The sequence below is a fragment of the Hydrogenivirga caldilitoris genome, from assembly GCF_003664005.1.
Classification (GTDB): Bacteria; Aquificota; Aquificia; order Aquificales; family Aquificaceae; genus Hydrogenivirga; species Hydrogenivirga caldilitoris.
Genome location: NZ_RCCJ01000001.1, coordinates 428,771 through 446,218, shown reverse-complemented (window position 1 = coordinate 446,218; position 17,448 = coordinate 428,771). Strand labels below are relative to the sequence as shown.

Genomic DNA, 17,448 nt, shown 5'->3' with positions numbered 1-17,448 from the left:
AGTGTCGGGGCTCTGCCCCGGACTCCTTAAATACTATGTTAGAACTTGACTTTGAAGTTGACGAAAGGCTTGCTGAGAGGTTAAGGGAAGGGCTTGATATAAGGCTAAAAAACTTTGGTAAGAAGGTCTACTTTCACAGCCCTGGATTTAAACATTACGAGGTTGATGACTTTTCTATAAAAACTCCACCGCGGTTCGTAGATATATCTATAACCGGTAGAAACTGCGAGCTTATGTGTGACCACTGTGCCAGCAAAATACTTTGGCACATGATACCGGCGACCTCACCTGAAGAACTCTGGAAAGTGTGTTCTCAATTGAAGGAACAGGGAGTTGAAGGTATACTCGTGTCTGGAGGTTCCAACAGGGACGGCGTTGTGGAGCTGGAACCTTTCTTTGACACTATGAAAGCTGTCAAAAAAGAGTTAGGTATGCTTGTCACCTGCCATGTTGGTCTCGTTAATGAGAGTTACGTGCAAGGTTTAAAGGATGCAGAGGTTGACGCTGTTCTCCTGGACATAATAGGTGACGATGAAACCATCTCCCAGGTTTACAAGATGCCCCACAAAAGCGTAAGAGATTACGATGAGTCTCTAAGGCTCCTCAGAGAAGCTCAGTTGAAGATCGTCCCCCACGTCATAATAGGTCTCCATTACGGTAAGATAAAGGGTGAGTATAAAGCCCTTGATGTTATCGCCAAGTATAAACCCGAAGCTCTCGTTTTAGTTGTAGTTATGCCTTATTATGGAAAAGCGAGGTTTCAGCTTCTTCCTCCACCGTCAGTTGAAGAAAGCGTTGACGTGATTCTATATGCCAGAAAGAACATGCCTGAATCTCCGATAATGGTAGGATGTGCAAGACCAGCGGGAGCTGAAAGAGTTAAGCTTGACGTATACTCCATATTAGCAGGTGTGAACGGTATAGCCTTCCCTGCCGAAGGGGTCGTGACCTACTCCAAATCAATAGGTCTTGAGCCAGTTCTGTCACCGAGTTGTTGCTCAACTGTATTTATGTTTGAAGCTGGTAATATATAGTACTATCTTTTATCTGTATGAAACTGGAAGTTCTTAAGGGAAGAGAATCTGTAAAGGAAGTCTTAGAAAACAACAAACTTAAGGATATATCCTACATATTCAATACGAAAAGGTTGAAGGTTGAATACTTACTCCTATATATTGAAGGTGAGAGCGAAGACAAGGCAATCCTCGTAGATTACGGAGGAACCAGTACGGAAAGAGATAAGCTGGAGAGAGCCTTACTGGAATCACCTGACTTCTTAACCGCCGTGGAGAACATAAACTCCACCGGAGAGTTCGTTTGTCTGGACCCCAATAACCCTACTCCAGAGGACCTTATTAAACCGGAGGCGGATATAGTAGTGATATCTGAAAAACTTTTGCGTGAGCAAGGCTTCGGGAAAGAGCTCATATCTGTAAACCTTAAAGGATATGGGCAGTCTCCCGTCTCCGGAGAGGAGATTAAAGAACTCTTAAGGAGCGATGACCTTGAGAAGCTAAATAACTTACTCCTTGAGGACAAAGTGGAAGTAGATATAGAAACCCTTGAAGATATACTCTCAGACTGCTCAGAATACGACCCGGGAGCCTTAGAGGTCTTCCTGGGTCATGTTCTCTTCAGGTTCATTGATGAAGAGGAATCCCAGAGACTGTTTGATCTCTTCATGGATAAATACGACAGAGCTGATAACCAAAACTTAAAGAAAATTCTCATGGAAAAGGCTATATACACTTACGCAAGGCTTGTAGAGGACCTAAATACTTACAAAGAACTTAAGAGCCTGCTTGAGCAGTATATGGAGGAAGAGCTTTCCGAGGAAGAAAGAGCATTTACCATATACGAAGTAATAACGAGCTTGAGAACCGATAACATAGAACTTTTGAAAAGCCTCCTGTACAGCTTTGATAAGTACGTACCTTATACCGAGGAGTTCTCACCTCTGATATTCGGGGATTTAGGCATGAGCTTTTATACAAAATGGGAGGATACGGGCAATCAGGACTACAGGGAACTCTCCGTCGTCTTACTCCAAAAATCCGTATTCTCTCTGAGAGAGATATTAAAGCTTGGTAAGACTCAGGACATGCCTATAAACTTGAGCAACGTATTCGCTTACATATCCGTTCTTATACCCCTTTTGGCGGACGAAATGGAGAACTCCCCATCCCGAGAAATCAGGGATATAAAGGCTGTTGATATCAAAGAGTGCATCTGTTTGGGACTTCAACTGTTTCTGGAATTCTCAGAGGAGGTCAATCTTGAAAACTTTGCCGAGGTGTACCCCACCCTTAAAGATGCCGAGCTTATGGTTGAGAGTACCTTTGAGAACTTCGTATCAATGATGGAATCTTACTTTGATAGTGGAATTGAAACGGAAAGTGAAGAACTTTGGGAAGAGACAGTGGGGACGGACATAAAAAGAGAAAAGCTGGTTGAAGCGGCTCTAAAGCTTAGGGAAAATCTCTGCCCTGAGAGGTGATATAATTCTCTCATGGAAAACCTGCTCAAGACAGACCCTGAGATATTTGAGGTTGTCGTTAAAGAGTATGAAAGACAGTTTTACCACCTTGAGCTTATAGCCTCCGAAAACTTTACATCCCTTGCCGTAATGGAGGCTACGGGTAGTGTCCTTACAAACAAGTATGCTGAAGGTCTACCAGGGAAGAGATACTATGGAGGGTGTGAGTTTGTAGATATAGCGGAGACACTCGCTATAGAAAGGGCGAAGAAGCTCTTCGGTGCAGAGCATGCTAACGTGCAACCCCACTCCGGCTCTCAAGCTAATATGGCTGTTTACATGGCAGTTCTGGAGCCGGGTGATACCATAATGGGCATGAACCTTGCCCACGGCGGACACCTCACCCATGGAGCGAAGGTCAACTTTTCTGGAAAACTTTACAACGTTGTCCAGTACGGGGTTAATCCAGAAACGGAGCTGATAGATTACGACCAAGCTTATAAACTCGCAAAAGAGCATAAACCTAAGCTTATAGTGGGAGGAGCTTCGGCTTACCCAAGAGTGATAGACTGGGCAAAGCTCAGGGAGATAGCTGACGAAGTTGGAGCACTGCTTATGGTTGACATGGCCCACTATGCAGGGCTCGTGGCTGCGGGTGAGTATCCAAACCCTGTTCCGGAATCCCATTTCGTGACTTCAACTACCCATAAAACCCTTAGAGGTCCAAGAAGCGGTTTCGTTCTGTGCAGAGAGGAGTTTGCAAAGGCGATAGACAAATCGGTATTTCCAGGAATCCAGGGTGGTCCACTCATGCACGTAATAGCAGCCAAAGCTGTTGCCTTTAAAGAAGCCATGACAGAAGAGTTTAAGGCTTACGCTAAGCAGGTTATACTCAATGCAAAGGTTATGGCTGAAGAACTCGCAAAAGAAGGGTTTAAAATAGTTACCGGAGGGACAGATAGCCATATAGTTCTTGTTGACCTTAGGAACATGAACCTTACCGGAAAGGAGGTTGAAGAAGCTCTTGGACGTGCCAATATCACGGTTAACAAGAATGCTGTACCCTTTGATCCCCAGAAGCCGACTGTAACGAGTGGCATAAGGATAGGAACCTCTGCACTCACAACCCGAGGTATGAAAGAGGAAGAAATGAAGAAGATAGCGAAAATGATATCCACTGTTGTAAAAAATATAGGAGACGATAAAGTTATAGAGAGAGTGAAAGAAGAGGTAAAGGGGCTATGCGAGCAGTTTCCCCTCTACCCAGAGCTCAGGGAGAAGATAGATGAGCTTCGTAATAGCCCGACAGCCGGTATTTAACGCGGAGAGGAGCATATACGGTTATGAAGTTTATCTGAGAAGGAGTGACGACCTTGAAAAGTACCCTTCGGATATACCTTTTAACAAGGCGACCTTCATAATCGCTGAGCTGGTAGCCGAGCTTGGTCTGAAAAGAGTATCCGATAATAAAAAAGTCTTTATAAACGTAACCTTAGATTCGCTTCTGAACAAAGTTCTTGACCTCCTGCCAACGGAGATGGTTGTTTTCCAGCTCATGCCTCCGCAGATAGAGATAGGTCAATCTCTTTACGCTAACGCTATAAAGAGGATAGAAGAGCTCAAGGAGAAGGGGGGACTTATAGCCCTAACAGAGAAGCTCTATTCGGGAAAATACGCGGATATACTGCGCATGTCCCATATAGTTGAGTTTTCAGCCCAAACGGTTGATGAAGGCAGGGTAAACGCCGTGAAGAGGATGCAGAAGAAGATACTCATATCCAGAATAGAGTCTGAGAAGGAGTACAACAAAGTTTTAGGTTACGGTGACCTATTTGAAGGAAACTATCTCGGTTCCGTATCTCTGGTAAAAGAGTTTGAGATAGCTCCCTTCCTGAAGAGTACCCTTATGCGTATGATAGCTTCCCTGAATACGGTTCAGAGCATAAGGGAGTTTGCAGGCATAATAGCGAGCGACGTAGGTATGTCGGCAAAACTTCTAAGGTTTGTGAACTCTGCTTACTTTGCTAGGAGAAAGGAGATAAAAGACCTTGTACAGGCTTGTGCCTACCTGGGCATGGATAATCTGAAGAAATTTACCCTACTCATAGCGACCAACGATTACGTCTCCGTTGAAAATCCCTACCTATGGAAGAAGTCCCTAATAAGGGCTATACTCGCTGAGGAGATAATGAAGAGGATGAAACCAGAGCTCGCCAATGAGGCGTATCTTGTAGGTCTTTTCTCCCTTATAGACAAGATACTTGGGGTGAATAAGATAGAGTTCCTGAGAGAGGTAAACATAGACCAGGAAATAATAGATGCCTACACAGGCGCGAACAAACCTTTAAGTCTTGTACTCCAGGAGGCAAGCATACTTGAAGAGGCCCTTGAGATAGGAGGTGAAAGACTGGACAGTATTGTAGAAAAGTTCGCTCCAAAACTGAGGATGGAACCCTACGAGGTTAAAAACCTCCTGTTCCAGGCTCAATCCCAGGCTGAAGAGATACTCAGGATTTGACTTCTCCGGATTCTCTCTCGTAGGGCCAGGATATTATCCCACCTGCAAGATTGTAAGCTTCATAACCCATATGTCTAAGGAAGTACGTGGCAAAGGCGCTTCTTTCTCCACTCCTGCAGTACACTATGTACTTTTTATCCTTTGGAAGGTCTGAATATTTATACCTCAGATCGTCCAGGGGCACAAATAGCGAGTTGGGTATCCTGAGTTGAAAGTGCTCCGGTGGAGTTCTCACATCCAAAAGGACTACCTTATCTCCTTCTTCTTCAAGAAGCTTCTTAGCCTCTTCTGGGGTTACCTCCGGTACATTGAACATCTTCTTCCTCCATAGACCTTTTAAGGGATACGATCCTGTTTTCTGAATCAACGTAAACGAGCCTGGGGCTGTAATACTCAAGTTCATTTTCGTTATACTCAGCATAGGAAGCTATTATTATCAGGTCACCTTTTGCACCGAGTCTTGCAGCTGCACCGTTTAACCTCACGGTACCAGAGTACCTTGGGGCTGGTATAACGTATGTTGTGAATCTTGCACCTGTATTTATGTTGTATACATCTATCTTCTCAAAGGGTAAGAGGTCGGCAGCTTCCATAAGCTCAAGGTCAAGGGAGAGACTCCCCTCGTAATGAAGGTCTGCCCCTGTAACTGTTAACCGGTGAATCTTTGACTTAAGCATCTGTCTTTTCAACCTGACCACCTCCGAGCAAATAATAATATACGAAATATCTTATAAATTTCTACTCCCACAGTCTCTTTGAGAAAGCAGCCACAAGCCCCTTGGGGATTTCAACAGCCTCAGAGAATAAGCCTTTGAGCTGCAAAGCGTTCAGCGCGCCTTTTCCCCTGTAATGGTTGTTGAAGAAAATGTAAGTATCCTTTCCTTGACGAAGCTTTTCTATCTTATCCTTCAGCTCTAGCAACTCTTCCTCAGAGTAGAGGTAATCGTATCTCTCATAGGATTCTTCCCCTTTAAACCACTTGTCTTTGTTTCTACCATGGAGGCGGACGTAGTTGAAGTTTCCGACGGACTTCCACGGTCCAACAAGCAAACCTTTTATCTTTGGAGCGTCAACATTTACAAGATTAAAACCAAGACTCTCAAGCTCTTCAAAAACTTCAGCCCTATTAAAACTTCTGCTTCGCAATTCAATCGCTCTATCGTAGCCCACAAAATCCTCTGAGAGTCTCTTAAGGTACACCATGCTTTCTGGAGAGTATGTAAAGTTTTGAGGGAACTGGAAGAGCAAGGCTATAAAGCGTTGGCTTTCTGCTATAGGCTTTATACCTTCCTTAAATTTCCTAAGCTCGTTGTCTGTATAGCTTCTAACATGGGTAAAGACGCTGTTCACCTTTATAGAAAACCTGAGTCTCCTTGTCTTCTTAAGGAAACTTTCCAGGGTATAAGTGTGGGGCATTGAGTAAAAGGTATAGTTTATCTCAAGAACTTCAAAGAACTTCTCGTAATACCTTATAAGGTCTGATTGAGATATACCGGAGGGGTAAAAAGTCCCCCTCCAGTCCTTGTAGGAAAAACCACTACACCCTATATATACACCTTTCACGCAATTATGGAACGAACTTTGCCTTAAAGGCGTCAAGAGCCTCTTTTATCTTGCCCTTGAGTTCGTCATCAAGGGCTTTCTTCTCCCTGATTTCCTGGAGTATTTCAGGTCTTTCGTTGTCAAGGAATACGTAGAGCTCCTTTTCAAACTTTCTCACAGACTCAACGGGAAGGTCGTCCAGATAGCCGTTCGTACCAGCAAATATAGCGACTATCTGTTTCTCAACGGGTAAAGGATTGTAAGGTTCCTGTTTTAGGAGCTCAACGAGTCTCATACCCCTGTTTATAGTTTGTTGGGTTGCCTTATCAAGCTCCGAGGCAAACTGAACGAATGCCTCAAGCTCCCTGAACTGAGCCAGGTCTAGCCTGAGAGTTCCTGCGACCTGTTTCATAGCCTTTATCTGGGCAGCTCCCCCAACCCTTGAAACCGATAGACCAACGTTTATAGCCGGTCTTACACCTTTGTTGAAGAGGTCCGGTTCAAGGTATATCTGCCCGTCCGTTATGGATATAACGTTGGTTGGTATGTAGGCGGCAACGTCTCCAGCTTTGGTTTCAATTATGGGCAGGGCTGTAAGTGAGCCTCCACCGAGGTTGTCGTTAAGCTTTGCAGCCCTTTCAAGAAGCCTTGAGTGAAGGTAGAAAACATCTCCAGGGTAAGCTTCCCTACCCGGTGGTCTTCTCATCAACAGGGAGAGCTGTCTATAAGCTTCTGCATGCTTGGAAAGGTCATCGTAAACAACGAGAGCGTGTTTTCCGTTGTCTCTAAAGTACTCACCTATGGTACACCCCACGAAGGGAGCAAGGTACTGAAGGGAAGCAGGGTCAGTCGCTGAAGCAACGACAACGGTGGTGTACTCCATAGCCCCTTCTTTTTCAAGGAGCTCTATAATCCTTGCGGTAGTTGACCTTTTCTGACCTATGGCTACGTATATGCAGTAAACGTCAGTATTCTTCTGATTGAGGATGGTGTCTATACATATGGTAGTCTTTCCGGTTGCCCTGTCACCAATTATAAGCTCCCTTTGACCTCTTCCTATAGGAATCATAGAGTCTATAGACTTTATGCCTGTCTGGAGGGGTTCGTGGACAGGTTTCCTTGCAACAACACCGGGGGCTATCTTTTCAACAGGAGACATGTATTCATACTCTATAGGTCCCTTCCCGTCAAGGGGTTCTCCAAGAGCGTTTATAACTCTACCAACGAGGCTTTCCCCAACAGGGACTGAGAGTATCTGGTTTGACCTCCTTACTATGGAGCCTTCTCTTATACCCGATTCGCTACCCAGTATTATCAGACCAACGTTATCTTCCTCAAGGTTAAAGGCTAATCCCTTCTGTCCCCCCTCAAACTCCACGACCTCCATAGCCATAACATTTTCCAGACCATAAGCCCTTGCCACGCCGTCACCGACATAGTAAACCACGCCAACTTCTTCCATCTTGGCTTCAGCTTCAAACTCCTTTATCTGTTGACGTAAAAGGTCAAGGGCTTCTTCGTAACTGAGCATTCCCATCTCGGAACCTCCTGTGATTTATCCTGCAAATTATACCACACCCTCAGTGTATCTGTGCGTAATTCCCAAAGACGTGAAATATAGCTCAGAGTAAAGTCTTACGCGCATTCCTATTGAGTGGGCAAATTTTAAACGCTTACAGGTCTGTTTTTTCCCTTGACCTTCTTACGTGTTTATACAAATTTTATATATTACGATTTATTTAAATCAGGAGGAGATAGTCTAATGTCAAGAAAGGGCGCAGACATAGTGATAGAAACCCTTAAGGAAGAAGGGGTTGATGTGATATTCGGACTCCCCGGTGGGGCAATAATGGAGGTTTACGATGCCCTTTACCGAGACGGAGGCATAAAGCATATACTTGCCCGTCATGAACAGGGTGCAGGCCATATGGCTGAGGGTTACGCCAAGGCTACCGGTAAGGTGGGCGTTGCTATGACAACCTCTGGTCCAGGGGCTACAAATATAGTCACTCCGATAGCGGACGCATATATGGATTCCGTCCCTATGGTGGTTATAACCGGTCAGGTGCCCACCCACATGATAGGAAACGATGCCTTTCAGGAGGTTGACATAGTCGGAATAACCAGACCCATTACAAAACACAACTTCTTAGTGAGAAACATAGATGAGCTTCCCCTCATCATAAGGAAAGCCTTTTATATTGCAAGTACAGGAAGACCGGGACCGGTTCTCGTTGATATACCAAAGGACATCACCCAGCAACTTTCAGATGTAAAGATACCCTCTCTTGAAGAGGTTAAAAAGGCTCTTCCTGGGTACAAACCCCATACCGAGGGCAATATCCAGCAGATAAAGAAAGCTGTAAAGCTCATAATGGAAGCCAAGAGACCCGTCCTATATGTGGGTGGTGGGGCTGTGAATGCAGAAGCACAGGAAGAGCTCATAGAGCTGGCTGAACTTATGAAGATACCTGTGGCAACTACCACACAGGGTAAGGGTGCCTTCCCAGAAAACCACCCTCTCGCTCTGAGAATGCTAGGCATGCATGGCACCTACTATGCCAACATGGCAGTTTATAACTCCGACCTGCTAATAGCTGTGGGGGCAAGGTTTGATGACAGGGTCACAGGTAAAATTGATGAGTTCGCTCCCGATGCAAAGATAATTCATATAGACATAGACCCAGCTTCCATATCTAAGAACATAATCGTTGATGTTCCCATAGTCGGGGATGTAAAGATAGTCCTCAGAAAACTGATAAACGAGCTTAAGAGGAAAGGTGCTAAGGTCACCCACCCGGAGGAAAGGGAAAAATGGCTGGAACAGATAGAGAAGTGGAAGAAACTCCATCCCCTTACCTATAAAAATTCCAAGAAGGTGATTAAACCTCAGTATGTTATTGAGCAGATTTACGAGGTAACCAACGGCGACGCCATAATTGTGCCCGGAGTTGGACAGCACCAGATGTGGGCAGCCATGTTCTACAAGTACTCTTACCCAAGACAGTTCCTGAATTCCGGAGGCTTGGGAACCATGGGTTTTGGCCTTCCAGCAGGTATAGGCGCCAAGATAGGAAGACCTGAGAAGGAGGTTTTCGTTATAGACGGTGATGGGTCCTTTGTGATGACTATGCAGGAGATAATCACTGCTGTACAGTACAGAGTACCTGTTAAGGTCGCCATAGTAAACAACGCCTATCTGGGGATGGTGCGCCAGTGGCAAGAGCTCTTCTACAGCAAAAGGTACTCAGAGGTTGACTTGAGCTTGCAACCAGATTTTGTAAAGCTTGCTGAAGCCATGGGAGCGGTTGGCTTTAGAGCGGAGAAACCTAAGGAAGTCAGGGAAATCCTTGAAGAAGCTATGAAGGTGGAGGACAGACCTGTAATAATGGACTTCGTCGTAGACAGAGAGGAAAACGTCCTGCCTATGGTTCCTCCTGGAAAGTCTTACAAGGACATGATTCTTGAAGACGGAAGAGGAGCTGAAGCGGAAACCATGTACTTAGTTGGATAAAGAGAGGAGGATTTAAATGGCTGACACGGTTGGTGGTGCGGAGATAACGGTTGCTAAATCACCAAGGTTAAGGCAGACGAGGAAGGGTCAGGTCAGAAAGCACATAATAAACGTTAAGGTAAGGAACGAAATAGGCGTACTGGCAAGGATAGCGACCCTTATAGCAGGAAAGGGATACAACATAGAGAGCCTTTCCGTTGGAGAAACCCACGAACCAGGAATATCAAGGATGACCATAGAGGTTGTTGGTGATGACATAGTTATAGACCAGGTTGTGAAACAGCTCAGGAAACTAATAGATACCTTAAAGGTAAGAGACATAACGGATGTCCCCCATGTAGAAAGGGAGCTCGTCCTGGTAAAGGTCCACACACCCACTTCAAGGGCGAGAGACGAAGTTTTGAGAATAGTTGAGATATTCAGAGGAAAGATAGTTGACGTCTCTCCTGAGACCTACACCATAGAGGTCACCGGTGATGAGGAAAAGATAAACGCCATGCTGGAACTCCTGAAACCTTTTGGTATAAAGGAAATGGCAAGGACAGGTAAGGTGGCTATGAGGAGGGAACTCTTCATAGAAGAAGGGAATCTGGAATAATTGAAAAATCCACGTCTTGTAGCGATAACCTTTGTTAGGAGGGTTTGAAGGGTGAGCCCATGGTTGAAACACCGAGAATTTCCTCTTTAGGAAACGAGCTTCTAAAATTTTTCGTTCTTTCTTCCATATTCCTGGGGATACTTATATCCTTCGCCCTATTTTTTCTCGGGCAGGTAAATCCATACTACGCCCTCGGTGTGGGCTTTGCCATATCCTCCGCATGGGTAGTCTTCAACCTTCTCTGGACTAAGGGAAAACTTGAGGAGTTGTTCGGAAGGCTGATGTATGTGATAGATATCCTTGAAGAAAGGCATAAGGAGAAGACCGTAGTCCCGATACCTATCCACGAGGAGATGGTTACCGTTGTTGAAAGCATAAAGGAGCTTGTGAAGAACTTTGAAGACAAATATCAAAAACAGATTAACGCACTGGAAGACCAGATAGAGAGCATATCGGAAAACACCTCAAAGCTTTTGGAATCCCTGGACAGGGTCAGAGAAGGCTACCTGAAGACGGAGTTTCCTGCAGGACTTGACCCGGTTGGAGCTATAGGGCAGGCTGTCCAGAACGTATTTGAGGATTACGCAGAGCTTTTCATGGAGATAAAAAGGGACCTTAGAGAGTGCGGGGAAGAGCTTGAAAGAATTTCTGCACTTCTGGAAGAAAAAGACGATAAAATAGATGTTCAGAGAGTAAAGGAGGGGATAGAAAGGGTTATGAAGCTGGAGAGAGGAGTAATGAAGAGACTTGAACTTATAAAAGAAGAATAAGGAGGGTTATTAGATATGGACAAGTACGAGAAGGTCTTGCAGGAACTTATCAAAAGTTCTGGTTTGGAAGGTGCCGTTCTCGTCAGTGCCGATGGTCTCCCCATATCCGCGGTACTCAAGCCGGGCATAGAGGAGGACAGAGTTGCAGCTATGAGCGCAGCTATCCTCTCCCTGGGAGAAAAGGTCACTGAGGAACTTCAAAAGGGAACCCTTGAGCAGATTACCATAAAAGGGGAAGAGGGCTACATCGTGCTTACCGGAATCGGACAGGACGCGGTTCTTACCGTCCTTGCAAGCAACGCTGCCAAGCTGGGTCTCCTGCTTATGGATATAAAGAAAGCTCAGACTCAACTTAAGGAGGCTATAGGTTAATAGATGGCGCTTACAGGAGATTTAACCACTTTCAGCTTTGCAGATATACTTCAGGTCCTTGCCAAGGATAAAAAGAGCGGTGTTCTTTTGGTTGAATGGAAGGATATGATAGTCGCATACTACGTTAAAGACGGGGAGGTCATCTTCGCAAGACCAGTTGACAAGGTTTTCAGGGTATATACGGACAGGAACTTTGAGCAGCTCATCAGCAGACTACGTATAAAGAAGGAAGATATCCACAAAACTATAGAGCGCTTCTTTTTACCGAGGCTTGAGCAGAAAGAAGGTATATTTTCCTTTACGCCCGGGTTTATAAAGTACGATAGCGATGTACCGGTCCGTTACCCGGTGGAAGAGCTCATCATGAGAGCCTCACGTTCCCTTACAGAGGAGGAGGTTGAGAGAAAAATCTCCGATGAGCTTTTGGTGTTTGAAAAAGCTCCCGATGTAGATGAGAGAGTCGCCAGGGTTAATCTAACAGAGGAGGAGAAGAAAGTTCTATCCCTTGTAGATGGGAATAAGAGCGTCGCAGACATAAGGAAAGAGGCAGGGTTGGACAGGCTTACCGTTGATAGAGCTCTATACGGTTTTCTCGCAGCGGGGATAATAAGAAGGAAGAGGAAGGAGAGGGTGCAGAAACCCTCCATAACCCTTGACCTTCTTGCAAAGATAATAGAGAAAATAAAGCAGCTGTAGGTGGGGCATGAAGGAGCTTAAAAAGATTAAGATAGTTGTGGCAGGTCCCTTCGCGGCAGGGAAGACCCAGTTTATAAATACAGTAAGCGAGATAAAGACCGTCGCTACCGAAAGGAAAACCTCTGGTATAACTGAAAAAAACGTTAAAGACTACACCACCGTTGCTATGGATTTCGGAAAGATAAGGATAGACGATGAGCACGAACTGTACCTTTTTGGGACACCTGGGCAATCAAGGTTTGATTTCATGTGGGAGATACTCGGTGAGGGTGCCCTGGGGATAATAGTTCTCGTTGACAGCACTGACCCAAAAACCTTTCACGAAGCGAGGAAGATAATCAACTTCTTCCAGTCAAGGTTCCCTGTGCCGGTTGTGGTTGGTGCCAATAAACAGGACCTTCCCAACGCCTGGTCTCCTGAGGATGTAAAGTTTGCCCTTGATATATCCGAGGAGGAGGGCATACCGGTAATACCCCTTTCCGCGAAGGATAAGGAGGACGTTAAGAAGACTTTACTAACCCTTTTAGAGATTATCAGATACAGCCTGGAAGGCTCCTGATATAATATTCCCCACATGTTTACATCCGAGGAGAAAAGAACCCTCGCCGGTATAACCTTCGCTGTGGTTGCCCGTATGCTGGGACTTTTCCTCTTACTCCCGGTTCTTGCACCTTATGTGAAAAGCATGGAAGGTAGCACACCGGTGCTCACAGGTATAGCGGTAGGTATATACGGGCTTACCCAGGCAGTTTTGCAGATTCCCTTCGGATACCTGTCCGATAAATTTGGCAGGAAACCCGTTATAACCTTCGGGTTTATAGCCTATATATTCGGTAGCATCTTGGGGGGGATAGCTCACAATATATGGAGTATGATAGTCGCGAGGCTCATTCAGGGTGGTGGAGCCATATCTTCAGCGGCTGTATCCTTAGCAGCAGACCTAATAAGAGAGGAGGTGAGGACGAGAGCCTTCGCTCAGATAGGTGCTTCTGTGGGGATGGTCTTTGCCTTCAGTATAACGGTTGCACCTATATTGGCTGGTAAGTTTGGCGTTCCCTTCATATTCTATCTAACTGCTTTCCTGTCCTGTATAGCTATGCTGTACATTCTTTTCTTTATAAAGGAGCCAAAAACCCATCATAAAGAAATAGAACCTTCCTTAAAGAACATAGGCATGGTACTTAAGGATAGAAGCCAAGTTATGCTGAACCTGTCTGTAGGTATACTCCATGCCCTCCTCGTATCCATATTTACGGTAATTCCCATAGAGCTGATAAACAGATACAATCTCCCAAAACCGGAGCACTGGAAACTTTACTTACCCATAATCCTCGTATCCATAGCCGTGATGGTACCTTCAACTATACTCGCTGAAAAGAAAGGTAGGATAAGGGAGGTATTTCTTAGCGGTATAGTCCTCATCGGCTTAGGTTTTATCAGTCATCTCATTTTCAAGAACTTCACCGGTGTGGTCTCGCTCCTTTTGCTTTACTTCATAGGTTTTCACCTTCTTGAACCTATCATGCCTTCCTTGCTTACCAAACTCTCCCATAAAGACACGAGAGGCTTGGCGGTCGGAGTTTACAACACAAGCCAGTTTATAGGCGCCTTTTTAGGTGGAGCTATGGGAGGCGTTTTTCTAAAATTGGGGACTGTTTACATGCTAACTTTTAACTCTATCCTCTCCCTTATATGGCTTTTCACCCTTGCGCCCTGGATTCTATCTGTAAGAGGAAAGGGCTAACCTCAGCTTCCCTTTACAACTTTCACAGAACTCTCTTGATTTTCTATCAACATCAGCAAGAGAATTTGAGAAGCTCATAACACAGGTGGTATCAGAACAGTGGGTGAGCCCAAAGGTGTGCCCAAGTTCATGGTTTACCTCCTTAAAGGTTCTCTCAAAGGTTATTCGCTCATCATAATGCTTCAACCTGTAAACGCTTATGAGGGCGCTTTTTCCTCCAAGTTCAGCTTCTCCAAACACAAAGTTTAAACCTTCCTCGTAAAGGTCAAAGCCGACAAGGGCTACCATACGTACAAGCTCCGGAAAGTAAAGCTGGCTTAAGTAAGAGAGGATAGTTCCTGCGTGGAACTGCCCCCTTCTTGGGTTAAAGCCGAGCTTTGGTGGAAAGGGCACAGAAGATACACGTACGCTAAAACCGAAGGTTTCCTTTACATTCGTGGCTGAACCTATAAGCAGTCTGCTCTCAACACCTCCAAAGGAGGTCATATATATGAAACCCATACTTATATACTACTTCTTGAGTTGCCCTATTACTAAAAGGAGTACCGCTGTTGTTATGGAGGCATCGGCTATATTGAAGGCTGGCCAGTAGTGTTCTCCAATGTGGAGGTGGATAAAATCCCTGACCTTTCCTAAGAAAAGCCTATCGTAAAGATTTCCCAAGGCACCTCCAGCTATAAGACCCATTATCACTGAGATAAGCAGGTTTGAGTCTCTTCTGGAGTAAATGTAGGTGACGGCAAAAGCGATAACAGGTGTTACAACAAGGATAGGTATCCTTATCCAATCGGGTGCACCTGAGAAAATACCGAAGGCAGCCCCTTTGTTGTATATAAGAAAGAGCTTGAGGAAGGGTAAAGGCTCATAGCTTTTCTCTGAGAGAAACTGCTCCGCCATCTCCTTTGTGAGGAGATCAAGGAACACAACCCCGATAAGGGTGTACAGGTATATTAGAGTGCTTCCTCTAAGGATCTTTCCCACACCTCCTTAAGGGTTTCAACGTCCTCTTCAAAGACCAGCTCCCCATTATAGCTCAACCTGATAACTCTCTCAGGTATAATCCTGCCTATGTACATCCAATCAAGCCCTCTTTCCTCAATTAAATCCTTAAGCTGATCGGACTTAGACTGCTCAACACTCACAACAACGCGAGTTGGCATTTCAGCAAACAGGAAGATGTCCGCCCTTTCATCGGAGTACAGCTCTATCTCAGCCCCGAACTTACTTGTAAATAGACTCTCAAGCACGTTCACAAGAAGCCCGCCTGAGGATATATCGTGGGCTGACTTCACAATATCGTTCTTAATAAGAAAGGATAAGGTCTCTATGAGGGTCCTTTCTTTCCCGAGATCAACCTTCGGTACATCTCCTTTTACAAGACCATGAACTACCTTAAGATACTCACTTCCGTCTATCTGAGAAGGTCTTTTGAGGTCTCCTATGAGTATAAGCTCTCCGGGTGCTTGATAGGCTATATCTACAAATCGCTCTATATCTTCCAGTACACCCACACAAACTACAACGGGTGTAGGGTACACATTTCTGACCTCATTCTTCTCAACTGTTTCATTGTAAAGAGATACGTTCCCGCTTATTACAGGAACGTTCAGCTCTCTGCAAGCCTCCGACATGCCTTCAACAGCTTTAAGGAGCTGCCACATTATCTCAGGTCTTTCAGGATTTCCAAAGTTTAGACAATCGGTTATAGCCAACGGCACCGCTCCCGTGCAGGCCACATTTCTGCAAGCTTCCGCAACAATGTACTTGCCACCCTCATAGGGGTTCAAGAATACGAACCTCCCGTTCCCCTCTGAGGAGATAGCTATGCCCTTCTTTGAGTGAAGCTCTGGTTTCTCAACCCATTTAAGCCTCAAAAGGGCTGCGTCCCCACCCGGTTTTATTACCGTGTTCGTCCCCACCTGATAATCGTACTGGGTGTATATCCAAGCCTTTGAGCATACGTTGGGAGAGGACAGGAGTTTTATTAACGCCTCCTTGATGTCAACTTCCGGTAGAAGTTCTTGGTCAAAGTCCCTGAGCTCCTTTAGGTAAGAAGGTTCTTTTACGGGTCTGCTATAGACTGGTGCTTCATCTACTATAAGATTGACCGGAAGCTCAGCTACCAACTCCCCATTAAAGAAAGCTCTGAATCTTTTATCGTCCGTGGTCCTTCCGACAACCGCATAGTTGAGGTGGTATTTTTCTGCTATCTCTTCCAGATACTTTACGTTTTCCTCCTCAACTACAAGCAGCATCCTCTCTTGACTCTCTGAAAGGAGGATCTCATACGGGTTCATACCCTCCTCTCTAAGAGGAACCTTGTCAAGGTAAAGTTCAACCCCCATATCAGACTTGCTGGCAAGTTCGGAAGCAGAGCCTGCAAGCCCGGCTGCACCCAGGTCCTGCATACCTACAGGTATGCCTCTCTCCACAGCTTCAAGAACTGCCTCTATTAGCTTCTTTCCAAAGTAAGGGTCTCCAACCTGTACGTTCGGTCTTTTCTCCTGGGCATCTTCTCCAAACTCTCCAGAAGCCATCACCGCGCCGTGAATGCCGTCCCTTCCCGTGGAAGAGCCTATAAGAAAGAGGAGCTGTCCTACTTTGGTTGCTCTCGCCCGGTACATCCTGTTAGCCGGGAGTATCCCCAGACAGAAGGCGTTCACCAGGGGGTTAGTTCTGTAAGAGCCTTCAAAAAAAGTCTCTCCACCCACGGTGGGGACCCCTATGGAGTTCCCGTAAGAGCTTATACCTTTTACAACTCCCTTTACAAGAAATTTCGTCCTCTGGTCTGTAAGCTCTCCAAAACGCAATGAGTCTGCAAGTGCTATCGGTCGTGCTCCCATTGAAAGTACGTCTCTTATTATCCCTCCAACCCCTGTAGCAGCCCCGTTAAAAGGTTCTATAAAGGAGGGGTGATTGTGGCTTTCAATCTTAAAGGCTACCCATACGTCGTCGTCCACCCTTATAACGCCTGCGTTCTCGCCAGGTCCTTGAACCACCCACTCAGCCTGAGTTGGAAACTTCTTGAGAACAGCCCTTGAAGATTTATAAGAGCAGTGTTCCGACCAGAGGGCACCGAGGACACCGAGCTCAACGTTGTTAGGCTCCCTGCCGAGAAAGGAGACTATCTTCTTGTACTCTTCCTCAGAGAGTCCATGTGCTTCCCAGAGCTTTTCCATAGAAGTTTTATTTTATCACTTTGCTTTTATGCTATACTA

At 45.5% G+C, this 17,448-nt stretch carries 18 protein-coding genes; 11 read left to right on the top strand and 7 right to left on the bottom strand.

Annotation, left to right across the window (positions count from 1 at the left end):
* The first annotated feature begins 35 nt into the window (after positions 1–35).
* From lipS1 to BCF55_RS02460, 4 genes are read left to right on the top strand one after another with little or no spacing between them, the layout of a single operon-like run.
* On the top strand, positions 36–1,034 hold the full coding sequence (gene lipS1, locus BCF55_RS02475) for a LipS1 family lipoyl synthase (protein WP_121009513.1): 999 nt from the start codon (positions 36–38) through the stop codon (positions 1,032–1,034).
* Positions 1,035–1,051: 17 nt separating this feature from the next.
* Positions 1,052–2,497 (top strand): hypothetical protein, encoded by a 1,446-nt coding sequence (locus BCF55_RS02470; protein ID WP_121009510.1) that lies wholly within the window; start codon positions 1,052–1,054, stop codon positions 2,495–2,497.
* Between the two features lie 12 nt (positions 2,498–2,509).
* Entirely contained in the window at positions 2,510–3,796 is a 1,287-nt protein-coding gene (gene glyA / locus BCF55_RS02465) for a serine hydroxymethyltransferase (protein WP_121009507.1), read from the top strand.
* Positions 3,762–4,994, top strand: a complete 1,233-nt coding sequence (locus tag BCF55_RS02460) for an EAL and HDOD domain-containing protein (protein WP_121009504.1) — start codon at positions 3,762–3,764, stop codon at positions 4,992–4,994. Before glyA ends, BCF55_RS02460 begins: the two co-directional genes overlap by 35 nt.
* Here the strand turns inward: BCF55_RS02460 and BCF55_RS02455 are convergent.
* From BCF55_RS02455 to atpA, 4 genes are read right to left on the bottom strand one after another with little or no spacing between them, the layout of a single operon-like run.
* Complete coding sequence (locus BCF55_RS02455; protein ID WP_121009502.1) at positions 4,984–5,310, bottom strand: rhodanese-like domain-containing protein; 327 nt, start codon at positions 5,308–5,310, stop codon at positions 4,984–4,986. The genes BCF55_RS02460 and BCF55_RS02455 overlap by 11 nt on opposite strands.
* Positions 5,273–5,683, bottom strand: coding sequence for an aspartate 1-decarboxylase (gene panD / locus BCF55_RS02450; RefSeq protein WP_121009499.1), 411 nt, complete (start codon positions 5,681–5,683; stop codon positions 5,273–5,275). The genes BCF55_RS02455 and panD overlap by 38 nt, the downstream gene beginning before the upstream one ends.
* Positions 5,684–5,732: 49 nt before the next feature.
* Positions 5,733–6,557, bottom strand: coding sequence for a DUF72 domain-containing protein (locus BCF55_RS02445; protein WP_121009496.1), 825 nt, complete (start codon positions 6,555–6,557; stop codon positions 5,733–5,735).
* Positions 6,558–6,561: 4 nt separating this feature from the next.
* A complete protein-coding gene (gene atpA / locus BCF55_RS02440) occupies positions 6,562–8,073 on the bottom strand; it encodes a F0F1 ATP synthase subunit alpha (RefSeq protein WP_121009493.1) in 1,512 nt (503 codons plus the stop codon).
* Between the two features lie 225 nt (positions 8,074–8,298).
* Between atpA and ilvB the strand changes: the two genes are divergently transcribed.
* From ilvB to BCF55_RS02405, 7 genes are read left to right on the top strand one after another with little or no spacing between them, the layout of a single operon-like run.
* On the top strand, positions 8,299–10,050 hold the full coding sequence (gene ilvB / locus BCF55_RS02435) for a biosynthetic-type acetolactate synthase large subunit (protein ID WP_121009490.1): 1,752 nt from the start codon (positions 8,299–8,301) through the stop codon (positions 10,048–10,050).
* Positions 10,051–10,066: 16 nt separating this feature from the next.
* Positions 10,067–10,648 (top strand): acetolactate synthase small subunit, encoded by a 582-nt coding sequence (ilvN, locus tag BCF55_RS02430; RefSeq protein ID WP_121009487.1) that lies wholly within the window; start codon positions 10,067–10,069, stop codon positions 10,646–10,648.
* A 44-nt stretch (positions 10,649–10,692) separates the two neighbouring features.
* Positions 10,693–11,418 carry a hypothetical protein gene (locus BCF55_RS02425; RefSeq protein ID WP_121009484.1) on the top strand — a complete coding sequence of 242 codons (726 nt, stop codon included), beginning with the start codon at positions 10,693–10,695 and terminating at the stop codon, positions 11,416–11,418.
* A 15-nt stretch (positions 11,419–11,433) separates the two neighbouring features.
* Complete coding sequence (locus BCF55_RS02420; protein ID WP_121009481.1) at positions 11,434–11,790, top strand: roadblock/LC7 domain-containing protein; 357 nt, start codon at positions 11,434–11,436, stop codon at positions 11,788–11,790.
* A gap of 3 nt (positions 11,791–11,793) precedes the next feature.
* Entirely contained in the window at positions 11,794–12,486 is a 693-nt protein-coding gene (locus BCF55_RS02415; RefSeq protein WP_121009478.1) for a DUF4388 domain-containing protein, read from the top strand.
* Between the two features lie 7 nt (positions 12,487–12,493).
* Positions 12,494–13,045, top strand: a complete 552-nt coding sequence (locus BCF55_RS02410; protein WP_121009475.1) for a GTP-binding protein — start codon at positions 12,494–12,496, stop codon at positions 13,043–13,045.
* A gap of 15 nt (positions 13,046–13,060) precedes the next feature.
* Positions 13,061–14,230, top strand: a complete 1,170-nt coding sequence (locus BCF55_RS02405) for an MFS transporter (protein WP_121009471.1) — start codon at positions 13,061–13,063, stop codon at positions 14,228–14,230.
* Here the strand turns inward: BCF55_RS02405 and BCF55_RS02400 are convergent.
* From BCF55_RS02400 to purL, 3 genes are read right to left on the bottom strand one after another with little or no spacing between them, the layout of a single operon-like run.
* Entirely contained in the window at positions 14,207–14,731 is a 525-nt protein-coding gene (locus tag BCF55_RS02400; RefSeq protein ID WP_121009468.1) for an archaemetzincin family Zn-dependent metalloprotease, read from the bottom strand. The two genes, BCF55_RS02405 and BCF55_RS02400, sit on opposite strands and share 24 nt — an antisense overlap.
* Before the next feature lie 9 nt (positions 14,732–14,740).
* Positions 14,741–15,211: a signal peptidase II gene (gene lspA, locus BCF55_RS02395; RefSeq protein ID WP_121009465.1), complete on the bottom strand. Its 471-nt coding sequence runs from the start codon at positions 15,209–15,211 to the stop codon at positions 14,741–14,743.
* Positions 15,181–17,409: a phosphoribosylformylglycinamidine synthase subunit PurL gene (purL, locus tag BCF55_RS02390; RefSeq protein ID WP_121009462.1), complete on the bottom strand. Its 2,229-nt coding sequence runs from the start codon at positions 17,407–17,409 to the stop codon at positions 15,181–15,183. The genes lspA and purL overlap by 31 nt, the downstream gene beginning before the upstream one ends.
* Positions 17,410–17,448: the final 39 nt, after the last annotated feature.